The following is an 11,209-nucleotide window of genomic DNA, read 5'->3' on the forward strand; positions in this document are numbered from 1 at the left end:
AATGGCGACAGGAGGGACGATGGCCATCAAGAGTGACGTACGCGAAAGCCGGGCGCCCGCGGGCCTCGTGAAGACGCTCAGGTCGGGCATCGGCCGGGTCTCCGAAGAGGTGATCGAGGAGATCCAGAACCGCATCCCCGAGTACGCCAGGCGGGAGGATGAGCTCTACATCAAGGTCCTGCGCACCGCGGTCGAGCAGGCCATCGAGGGTTTCCTCGACCGCGTCGAGAGCCCCGACGCCGCCTGGGACCCCGAGCCGTTCCGCATGGTCGGCAAGGGCGAGGCAGCGGAAGGGCGCAACCTGGAGCCGCTCCAGACCGCGCTCCGGCTCGGCGCGCGGGTGGGCTGGCGGCGGCTCACGGAGATCGCCGACCCGCTCGGGCTCTCCCCCCAATGCCTGTACGACCTGGGCGAGACCATCTTCGTCTACCTCGACCAGCTCGCCGACGCCGCGGCCGAGGGGTTCGAGGAGGCCAGGGCGCGGGCCGCCGGCGAGATCGAACGGCGCCGCGGCCGGCTGCTGGACCTGCTGCTCAGCCAGCCGGCCGCGAGCCCCGACGCCATCGCCGACCTGGCCAAGGCGGCCGGGTGGCGGCTGCCGCGCACGGTCGCCTGCGTGGCGCTCGACGACCCGCCCGGCGTCCCCACACCCGGGCCCACACATGGGCCCGCGCAGGGGCGGCGCGGGGCGGCGTACCGGATGCCGGCGTTGCCGCCCGACGTGCTCGCCGGGCTGGAGCGGACCACGCCGTGCCTGCTGGTGCCCGACCCGAGCGGGCCGGGGCAGGCGCAGATGCTGGAGCACGGGCTGCGCGGCTACTGGGGCGCGATCGGTCCCGCGGTGCCGCTCGCCGCGGCGGCGACGTCCCTGCGCTGGGCGCGGGAGGCGCTGGAGCTGTCGCGGCGCGGGGTGCTGCCGCGCGGGCTGCCGCGCTGCGAGGAGCACATGGCCACGCTGGTGGTGTTCAAGGACGAGGAGCTGGTCAACGCCCTGGCGGAGACGCGGCTCGCGCCCCTCGCGCACCTGCGCCCCACCCAGCAGGACCGGCTGGCCGAGACACTGCTGGCCTGGCTGCGGTACGGCCGCGGCGCCGGCGAGGTCGCGGCCCGCCTGCACGTACACCCCCAGACCGTGCGTTACCGGTTACGCCAGCTCGAAGAGCTGTACGGCGACCAGCTCGCCGACCCGGACGTCCGGTTCGAGCTGGAGATCGCGCTCCGCGCCCGCCAGGCCGTGAACAGGACCTTCAGAGGGGCCGGCGGAAGAGCCTGAGCCGGTCCTCGCCGATCCGCGCGCGCAGCGCGTGGTCCTCGATCCCCAGGTCCTCCGACGGGGCGAGGGCGAGCACGCCGACCTTGCCGACGTGCTGGTTGAGCTGGACAGCGCGGGCCGCCTGCGCCGCCTCCTCCAGCGGGTAGACGGCCGACAGCGTGGGATGGACCATGCCGAGCGCGATCAGCCGGTTCACCTCGTGACACTCCTGGTAGTTCGCGCCGTGGGAGCCGATGATGCGCTTGAGCTTCATCCACAGGTGCCTGTTGTCGTACTCGTGGGCGTAGCCGCTGGAGGAACCGCAGGTCACGACCGCGCCACCGCGCTTGGCGACGTACACCGACGCCCCGAACGTCTCCCTGCCCGTGTGCTCGAAGACGATGGCCGGGTCCTCCCCCACCTGCCGCCTGATCTCCGCGCCGAGCCGCCGCCAGCCCTTCTCGTCCGCCAGGCCGCCGTCGAACTGCGAACGGTCCACGACGTACGGGCAGCCCATGCGGCGCAGCAGCTCGGCCTTCTCCTGGGTGCCGACGACGCCGACCGGGATGCCGCCGCCGTTCCTGACGAGCTGCACGCCGTAGCCGCCGAGGCCGCCCGTCGCCCCCCACAGCAGCACCACGTCGCCCTGCTTCATGCGCGCGCCGCGCTCCCCGACCAGCATCCGGTACGCGGTCGAGGCGCACAACATGTTGCAGGCCGCCTCCTCCCAGCTCAGGTGCCGGGGCTTGGCGAGCAGCTGGGTGGACTTGACCACGGCGAAGTCGGCGAGGCCGCCGAAGTTCGTCTCGAAGCCCCAGGCCCGCAGGTCACCCGCCAGCATGCCGTCGTGCTGGACGACCGGGTCCTCGCCGTCCACGTACGCCGGGCTGGTCACCACCCGGTCCCCCACCCGCCAGCGGCGGACCGCGCGGCCCGTCCTCACGATCACGCCGGCCGCGTCCGAGCCGAGCACGTGCACCGGCAGGTCGTGCCGCGCGTCGCTGCGCCCGAACCGCTCCAGGAACGCGAACGTCGGCACCGGCTCGAACATCGCCGACCACACCGTGTTGTAGTTGATCGCGCTCGCCATGACCGCGACCAGCACCTCGTCCTCGGCCAGCTCCGGCATCGGCACCTCGCCGACGTGCAGCGTACGGCGGACGTCCTTGTCCTGGTCGTCCTGGTCGAAACTGCCGACCTCGTCCTTGCGCAGGTGGGCGGCGCGGTAGGCGGAGGGCACGTCCAGGCGCGCCAGCTCGGCCGGCTCGGCGCCGGCCACCACCGCCTCGGCGAGTGCTGTCGTCTTCACAGGAGTAGTCCCTTCAGGTGCTCGGCGATGACCTCGACGTGGGGCGGGTCGAGCAGGTTGAGGTGGTGCGAGCCGGGGATCTCGACGACCTCCAGCCGGGGCGCGTACGGGGCGAAACCCCTCGCCGGGTCGCTGTCGTGGGCGTACCGGGGGTCCTCGACGGTCCAGGGGGCGGGCTCGGTGGCGCGGTAGAGGACCGCGCGGCCGTGGTAAGGCCCGGCGGGGCGGTAGCGCTCGATGGCCCGGGTGTCGTCGTGCGAGGTGAGCTGGTGGCGGAGGATCGCGGGCGGCAGCGTGGCGAGCACACCTGACTCGGCGATCCTGGCCTCGGTGAGCGCGAGCTGGGCCGGCTCGTCCAGCGCCTCCAGCTCCGCGCGGTCCAGGGGGATCGGGGTGCCGTACGTCCTGGTCAGGTAGGCGGCGAAGGCCGCGTAGCGGCGGGCGGCGAGGCGGCGGCGGTCCGGCTCCTGGACCTCGTCGGGGAGACCAGCGTCGATCATGGCCAGCAGCTCGACGTCGTCCTCGCCGAGCAGCCTCGCGATCTCGAACGCCAGGATCCCGCCGAACGACCACCCGCCCAGCCGGTACGGGGGCTCCGCGGCCCGGCGGACGGCTTCGGCGTAGCGGGCGGCGCGGTCCTGAATGTCCAGTTGATCCAGGCGTTCCAGCCCGAGGACGGGGACGGGGAGGCGGGCGGCGAGCAGGGCGTACACGCCGGTGGTGCCGCCCGCCGGGTGGGCGAGGAAGATCGGGGCGCGGCCGGAACCGGCTCGGGTCAGCGGCCGGACGACCCCACGACGCGCCTCGGCCTCGTCCACCCGCCTGATGGCCGCGGCCAGGTCAGCTGGGGTGACGACCTCCCGCGCGGACTCCTGGCCGAGGAGGGCGAGGGCTTCGGGCAGGATGCCGGGGGGCAGCGGCTCGGTGACGGAGGGCTCGCGGCCGAGCAGGCCAGCGAGCACGCGGGTGACCTGGCGTTCGGCCGCGTCCCTCGGCTCGACGGGGGAGGGCGCGAGCCCCAGGTTCTCGGTGACCGCCCGCGCCAGCGCGCCCAGCGTGCCGCCGTTGAGCAGCGGGGCCGCCGCCACCCGTACGCCGAAGTCGTGCTCGATCATGCCCCGCAACCGGGTCGCGGCCAGCGAGTCGAGACCGAGGTCCGTGAGGACGGCGTCGTCCCCCAGCAGGGACGGCTCCACCCCGAGCACGGCGGCGGCCCGCTCCCGCAGCCTGCGGGAGACGTCCGCAGGACCCTCGATCGCCGGGGCCGGAGCCTCGGCGACCTCCGAGAAGTACGGGACGCGGACCAGGGACGGGAAGAGCGCGACCGCCCGCGCGGCGTCGAGCTTGACCACCCCCGCCGGGAGGTCGTGTTGCAGCAGGGCCTCCAGCGCCTCCAGCCCTTCGTCCTCCGTCAGGGGCTCGACGGCCGGGGTGGCGGGCGCGGCGGTCCCCGCCCAGGGGCCCCAGTTGACGGCGAGAGCGGGCAGGCCCTCGGCGCGGCGGCGCTCGCACAGGGCGTCCAGCCAGGCGTTCGCGGCGGCGTAGGCCGCCTGGCCCGGCGAGCCGAGCAGGGACGCCGCCGACGAGAACGCCACCCACCAGTCGAGATCAAGGTCCTTGGTGGCCTCGTGCAGCCGCTGGGCGCCGATGACCTTGGCGGCCCACACGCGGGCGAGGCCGTCCGGTTCGAGGTCGGCGATCAGGCGGTCGTCGAGCACCCCGGCGGCGTGCACGACGCCGCGCAGCCGTAGCCCGCCCTCGGTGGCGGCGGCCACCAGCCGCTCGGCCGTCCCCGGCGCGGCGAGGTCGCCGGTGACCGTCCTGACGGCCGGTCCTTCGTCCGGGTGGGGGGTGCGGCTGTTCAGGACGACGCGGGTGGCGCCGCGGTCGAGCAGCAGGCGGGCGGTGAGGCGGCCGAGGTGGCCGTGACCGCCGGTGATGACGTACGCGCCGGGTCGGGCCACGGGGCCGGGACGGCGGAGGGACGGGAGGGTGACGCGGCGGAGCCGGGCGGCGTAGCGGACGCCGGCGCGCCAGGCCACCTCGTCGTCCTCGGCGTCGCCGGACAGCTCCCGTGCCAGCGCGTCGAGGTCGTCGTGGTCGACGAGGCGGGCGCGGGTCTCGGGGTGTTCCAGGGCGAGGACCCGTACCAGGGCGCGGAGGGCGGCGGGGCCGGGGTCGGCGAGGTCGCCGTCGCGTACGGACTGGGCCCGCTCGGTCGCGATCACGATCCGCGCCCCGCGCCGAGCCAGCCCGGCCACGCGGAGCATGACCCGCCGCACCCCCGCCACCCCGAGCCCCGGCGGCACCAGTACCACGACCCTCTCCGGCGGCCCCTCCGGCAGGAGGGCGCGGAGGCGGGCGGCCCGCGCATCCCCCTCATCGGCCAGGATGAGCCAGGCGCGCGGCGAGTCTGCCTCCGGCGGCGGCACGCTCACCCAGGCCCGCGTGAGGAGCTTGGCGTCCAGCGTGACGGGGACGGGCCCTGGGGGCAGATCGGCGGTCTCGGTCCGCCCGGTGGCCGGGCCGAGGACGGCGGTGCCGTGGACGGTCCACCGGCCCGCGGCGTTCTTCGCCGAGAGCTCGACCCGCCCGTCCGCGAGGGTGAGCGTCACCCGGGCGGGAAGCGGGAGGTGAGCGTGCACCGTCACCTGCCGGAGCCCCATCTCATCGGAAGTCTCCGCGACCGCAGCGCGGGCGAGGCGGGCCAGTACGGCGGGCGTGAGCACCGGGTGGCCGTCGCGGTGCCATTCCTCCGGCGGCAGCCGCCAGGGAGCCTCGGCGAGGTCGTCGAGCGTGGTGGTCCACGAGTGGCAGGACGGCGTCTCGACGTGCGCGCCGAGCAGCGGATGCCCGGCCGGCGGCCGTTTCGGCTCGGCCCAGTGCCGTACGTGCTCCCAAGGCGAGTGCGGCACGTCGGCGAGCCGCCCGCGCGTCCGGGGCGGCACGGCCACGGCGACGGCGGCGAGCTGGTCGTGGAAGGGCCCCTCGGTGACGCGGGCGGTCGCGGGCAGGGTGTCGCGGAGCGCCCCGGACAGCAGCGGGCGCGGCCCCAGCTCGGTGAAGAGGGTGTGCCCGTCCTCGGCCGCCGCCCGTACGGCCTGCATGAGCCGTACGGGACGGCGCAGCCCGGCCGCCCAGTACGCGCCCTCGAACGTCGGCGCCTCGCGCGGATCCTCGAAGACCGGCGAATAGTACGGGATGTCAGGCTTGCCGCCCGCGATCCCGCGCAGTTCCTCGCGCAGCAGCGGCACCAGCGACCGCACCTGCGGCGAGTGCCCCGCCCCCTCGGCCGTCAGCGTCCGCGCGAACAGCCCCCGCGCCGCCACCGAGGCCGCGAACTCCGCCACCCGCTCCGGCTCCCCCGTCACCACGGTCTGGCACGGCGAGGCGTACACGGCGACGTGCAGGTCGTCGGGCACCTCCCCGGCTCCGGCCTCGACGACCGCCATGGCCCCGCCGCCGCCCAGCCCGCCGAGCAGCCGGGCCCGCGCGCAGATCACCCGTACGCCGTCCTCGACGCCGAGCCCGCCCGCCACCACCGCGGCGGCCACCTCGCCCATGGAGTGGCCGATCACGGCGGCGGGCTCGAAGCCGTAGGCCCGCCACGTCTCGGCCAGCGCGAGCTGCGCGGCGAAGATGATCGGCTGGAGCGTGGCCACGCCGGCCGCGCCGGGGTCGTGGACGTCGATGCCGGCCTCGTCCCGCAGCATGGGGGCCAGCAGGTCGAGGGTGCGGCGGTAGGCGGGTTCGGCGGCGTAGAGCTCCAGGGACGGCCGGTGCGGGCTGTAGCCGCTGAACACCCAGACGGGCCCCTCGGCGGCGGCGACGGGGCCGACCGGCCGGACCTCGCGCAGCCTGGCGGCCAGCTCCCCGGCGTCGCCCGCCACGACGGCCGCCGCCACCCGCCCGCGTCCGGCCCGCCTGGCGAGGGTGTGGGCCACGTCCGCCAGGTCGGCGGTGGGCTGCCAGGAGGCGAGGACGCGGGCGTGGCGCTCGACCCGCCGGGGGGTCGCGTCCGTGAGCAGGAAGACGTGCTTGGCGCAGTCGGCCGGGGTTCCGAGGTGAGGAGCGGGGAAGGCGTCCAGGGCGACGTGGGCGTTCGTGCCGCCGAAGCCGAACGCCGACACCCCCGCCCGCGCCGGATCGCCGCCCTCGCCGCGCGGCCACGGCGTCGGCGCGGTGACGACGCGCAGCCGTTCCCACGGGATGTGCGGGTTCGGCGCGCGGAAGTGCAGGCTGGGCGGGATCACCCCGTGGTGCAGGGCGAGTACGGCCTTGATGAGCCCCGCGACGCCCGCCGCCGCCTCCAGGTGCCCGAGGTTGGTCTTGACCGAGCCCAGCAGGACCGGCCCCGGCACGGCCGCGGCGATGGCCCTGGCCTCGATCGGGTCGCCGAGCAGGGTCCCGGTGCCGTGCGCCTCGACGTAGTCCGGCCCGCGGCCGAGCCGGGCGTACACCTGCCGCAGCAGCGACTCCTGCGCCTCCGGGTTGGGTGCGACCAGGCCGTTGGAGCGGCCGTCCTGGCCGACGGCGCTCTCCCTGATCACGGCGAGCACCCGGTCGCCGTCACGTACGGCGTCCGCGAGCCGCTTGAGCACCACGACGCCGCAGCCCTCGGCCCGCACCATGCCGTCCGCCGCGGCGTCGAACGCCTTGCAACGCCCGTCGGGCGCGGTGCCGCCGCCCCGGTCGAAGGCCACGGTGACCAGCGGCGACAGGAGGAGGTTCACCCCGGCGGCGAGCGCCAGGTCGCACTCGCCGGCGCGCAGGCCGGTGACGGCCAGGTGGGTGGCGACGAGGGAGGAGGAGCAGGCGGTGTCCACGGCCAGGGAGGGGCCGCGCAGGTCCAGCAGGTACGACACCCGGTTGGCGGCGATGCTGAGCGCGGCCCCGGTGGCGGTCCAGGCGTCCACGGCGGCGAGGTCGGCGGCGGTCAGGTGGGCGTACTCGGTGCCGGAGAGTCCGGCGTACACGCCGGTGCGGCTGCCTGCGAGCGTGCGCGGGGCGTGCCCGGCGTGCTCCAGCGCCTCCCAGGCGGTCTCCAGGAGCAGCCGCTGCTGCGGGTCCATGGCGGCGGCCTCGCCGGGCGAGATGCCGAAGAACGCGGCGTCGAACCCCGCCACGTCGGCGAGGAACCCGCCGTGCCGGGTGACGCCGGCCAACGCCTCGCGGGTGCGCGCTGAGCCGTCGTCGAACGCCTCCCAGCGCCCCTCCGGCACCTCGCCGACCGCGTCCCGGCCGTCGATGAGCAGCTTCCAGTACGCCTCGGGGCCGTGCGCGCCGGGGAAGCGGCAGCCGACGCCGATCACCGCGACCGGCTCCCCCGCCGTCCCGCCGACCTCGGGCGTGTCCTCCGGCGCGGACAGCGCGCGGGCGAGCCGGTCGATCGTCGGGTGTTCCCACACGATCGTCGGGCTCAGCTCGCGGCCCAGCAGCTCGCCCAGCTCGCCCGCCACCGCGACGGCCTCGCGCGAGGACAGCCCGTGCTCCTCCAGCGGCCGGGAGGGATCCACCTGCCCGCCGAGCCGCTCGACGAGGAAGCGCCGGATCTCGCTCTCATCGGGTACGTCCACGCAACACTCCCGAGTGCGCCGGGGCCGGGGTGATCGGCCACCCTACTGAGGAGCGCGGGACGCGCGGCACGACCGTACGGAACATTCCTCGGTCGTGTTTTGTCACGCCGGTGACAAGCTCGGGCGGATTTGTCCGACAGGCCACAAGGGGCGGCCGATTTCGTTGCGCCGCCTCATAGCCCCGTGTCGGCGCCGACGCCTACCCTCGCCTGCACCCGGAGCGAAGGAGGGCTCCCATGCGTGCCCTGGCGGCACTGGCGGCGGCGACGGCGCTGCTGCTCTCCTGCGCGGCCCCCGCCTCCGCCGACCCCGACTGGTCGTTCGCCCAGGAGAGCGAGCCGCCGCGCGCCGAGCCCACCACCGGCGGCTACGCCCCCGGCCAGCGGGCGCTGCCCGGCCCGGCCCGTGTGGTCGCCGAGCGCCGGCTCGACGCGCGCACCCTGGACCTGCTCGTCTCCTCACCGGCCGTCGGGAAGCTCACGCCGGTCCGCCTGCTCCTGCCCCGGGGCTGGTCGCGGACGGCCGGGCGGACCTGGCCGGTGCTCTACCTCCTGCATGGCGGCGCCGACGACTACACCTCGTGGACCCGGATGACGGACGTGGCCACCTACACCGCGAACCTGGACGCCATCGTCGTCATGCCGGAGGCGGGCCGGGCGGGCAACTACTCCGACTGGCACAACGCGGGCCGGGGCGGGCCGCCGAAGTGGGCGACGTTCCACACCTCGGAGGTGCGGCGGCTGCTGGAGTCCGGCTACCGCGCCGGCACGCGGCGGGCCGTCGCCGGGCTGTCGATGGGCGCGTACGGCGCGATCAAGTACGCCGCCGCCAACCCCGGCATGTTCCGCTTCGCGGGCGCGTACAGCGGGATCATGGCCACCCGGCTGCCGGGCATCCCGGCGGTCATCATGAACGCGCAGGCGAGCGAGAAACAGGAACCGCTCGCGCTGTGGGGCGACCCGAAGCGCGACGCGAAGGTGTGGGCCGCCAACGACCCCTTGGCGCTCGCCGCCGGCCTGCGCGGCACGTCCCTCTACATCTCCAGCGGCAGCACGTCGCTGAACGGCCCGCTGGATCTGCCCGGCGCCGCCTGGAACCCGGCCCACCTGGGCGAACCGATCTCCGCCTACACGGCGCGGGCGCTGAGCGAGCGGCTGAAGAGGCTCGGCATCCGGCACACCCTGCACCTGTACGGGGACGGCACGCACACCTGGCCGTACTGGACGCGCGAGTTCAAGAGGTCGTACCCGATGATCGTGCGCGCTCTGGGGCTGCGGCGGGGATGACGCGGCGGGCCACCGTGTTCCCCGGCCCGCCGTGTCCTCCGCCTACGGGACGTCGAACGTCTTGCGGTTGCCCGCCCCGATCACCTCGATCCCCTTGGCGCCGAGGATGCCGTCGAGCGGCAGCGACACCGAGTAGGGCGCGGTCGCGGGCAGCCCGATGCCACGCAGCCGGCCGACGACCTCGATCCCCCAGTAGTCGGGCTGCCGGACGTACACGAGCGGCGACAGCTCGACGTGCATGGTCAGGTACGGCTTGGTGCCGTTGACGACCAGGATGAACGTGTCCGGCACGATCCCCGGCACCACCCGCGCCTCTTCGAAGTCGATCAGCCGCACGGACTGCGGCGCGGGCAGTTCGGCGAAGTCCTCCGTCATGGCGGAGCCCCCTTGCGTGAGATGGTCAACCCCCGTTGGTTACCGAAACTCTCACGCCGGCCCCGTCCGGGCAACGACTGCCGTGGGCGAGGCGGCTCAGGCGACGTGCAGGTAGACCTGGCCGAACACCTCGGACAGCCGCTTCAGGTCGGTGGCGAGGTCGATCTCGGGGTGGGCCGGGTCGTAGAAGGTGGCCAGGCGGGCGCGGAGCGAGCCGAGCTTCCCGAGCTGCTCCCAGGCGGGGGTCGCGGCCCACTTGTCGCCGTAGACGCGGACGGTCTGCTGCTCGGGGTTCACCCAGCGGGTCCACAGGGTGACGGTCTCGGCGGCGTCCTCCTGGAGCGGCGCGGCGACGCGCTCGGTGAGGGCCTTGGTGACCTGCTCGGCGGTGAGCGTCGAGGTGATCGTGGCGTCCTCGACGGCGATCTGGCCGTAGGCGTCCCAGGCCCGGCCGCGGATCTGGATGGACTGGTTGCGCTGGGCCTCGGCGGCGTCGATCTTCCAGGTGGCGTACCCGCTCGCGAGGAGCACGTTGTCGAGGGCGAGCTGGTCGGCGTAGCCCTTCGTCAGCCAGGCGCCGATGCGGTCGGGGTCGAGCAGCGGGTACTTCTTGCTCATCTCGGCCTTGCAGGCGTCGTTCGCGCCGCAGCCGAGCACCGGCGCCACGGTGTGCACCGACAGCTTGCGGCCCGGCACGGCGGCGCGCAGCGCGGTGGCGGCCGTGGCGACGAACTTGTCGATCTCGTCGGCGCTGTCGAACGTCTGGTTGAAGCCGAGCTGCGAGGTGAAGCGGATGCCGACGACGCCGGGCTGCGTGGCGGCCAGCGCGGCGACCTTCTTGACGGCCTCGTCCAGCTTGCCGGCCTTGTAGTCGTCGGCCAGCTCGGTCTCGATCCAGAGGCGCAGGCCGGTCGGGGTGGCCGCGGTCGCGGCCTGACCGGCGGCGGTCTGCTTGGCGGCGGCCTTCTCGGCGGCGCTGAGCTGGCTGCCGTCGGTGTAGCACTGCTCGCCGTTCTGGCACTCGGGCGTGCCGCCGTCCTCGGCGCCCTCGACGTCCGGGTCGCCCGCGTCGTGGGCCTCGCCGTCGCCGCTGTCGGGGTCCACGGAGCACACGTTGGCGGGGTCGTTGCAGTCGACGCGGATGGTGCCCTGCGGGCCGGAGTCGATCATGTTCTGGCCGTCGTTGCCCAGCCAGAACCTGGCGATGTCGGCGGCCTCCTCGGGGGTGGCCATCCAGGTGCAGACGACGTACGCGGGGGTGTCGGCTGCCAGCAGGTCGTTGCAGCTGCGCGGATCGTCGGCCGACCAGGCCGGGAGGCCGATCCCGAGGAACGACAAGGTGATTCCGAGGACGAGGAGCTGCCGCAGCCGCTTTCGCATGGCACCTGACTTCCTGGGGGTGATCGTGGCC

Annotated in this window: 6 protein-coding genes; 2 read left to right on the forward strand and 4 right to left on the reverse strand. The window is 74.9% G+C overall.

Annotation, left to right across the window (positions count from 1 at the left end; genetic code table 11):
* Positions 1–19: 19 nt before the first annotated feature.
* Positions 20–1,273, forward strand: coding sequence for a PucR family transcriptional regulator (locus BMW85_RS41590; protein WP_245775371.1), 1,254 nt, complete (start codon positions 20–22; stop codon positions 1,271–1,273).
* Here BMW85_RS41590 and ccrA read toward each other — a convergent pair.
* Positions 1,248–2,561, reverse strand: coding sequence for a crotonyl-CoA carboxylase/reductase (gene ccrA, locus BMW85_RS41595; protein ID WP_091092766.1), 1,314 nt, complete (start codon positions 2,559–2,561; stop codon positions 1,248–1,250). The two genes, BMW85_RS41590 and ccrA, sit on opposite strands and share 26 nt — an antisense overlap.
* Positions 2,558–8,137 carry a type I polyketide synthase gene (locus tag BMW85_RS41600; protein ID WP_091092767.1) on the reverse strand — a complete coding sequence of 1,860 codons (5,580 nt, stop codon included), beginning with the start codon at positions 8,135–8,137 and terminating at the stop codon, positions 2,558–2,560. Before BMW85_RS41600 ends, ccrA begins: the two co-directional genes overlap by 4 nt.
* Before the next feature lie 236 nt (positions 8,138–8,373).
* On the opposite strand from BMW85_RS41600, the gene BMW85_RS41605 reads away from it, so the two are divergent.
* Complete coding sequence (locus tag BMW85_RS41605; RefSeq protein ID WP_091092769.1) at positions 8,374–9,423, forward strand: alpha/beta hydrolase; 1,050 nt, start codon at positions 8,374–8,376, stop codon at positions 9,421–9,423.
* A gap of 42 nt (positions 9,424–9,465) precedes the next feature.
* On the opposite strand, the gene BMW85_RS41610 is transcribed toward BMW85_RS41605, so the two are convergent.
* Together BMW85_RS41610 and BMW85_RS41615 are read right to left on the reverse strand one after the other, a co-directional pair.
* Positions 9,466–9,798, reverse strand: coding sequence for a hypothetical protein (locus tag BMW85_RS41610; RefSeq protein ID WP_091092770.1), 333 nt, complete (start codon positions 9,796–9,798; stop codon positions 9,466–9,468).
* A 96-nt stretch (positions 9,799–9,894) separates the two neighbouring features.
* On the reverse strand, positions 9,895–11,178 hold the full coding sequence (locus BMW85_RS41615) for a hypothetical protein (RefSeq protein WP_091092771.1): 1,284 nt from the start codon (positions 11,176–11,178) through the stop codon (positions 9,895–9,897).
* Positions 11,179–11,209 lie beyond the last annotated feature (31 nt).

Source organism: Nonomuraea wenchangensis (assembly GCF_900111685.1).
Classification (GTDB): domain Bacteria; phylum Actinomycetota; class Actinomycetes; order Streptosporangiales; family Streptosporangiaceae; genus Nonomuraea; species Nonomuraea wenchangensis.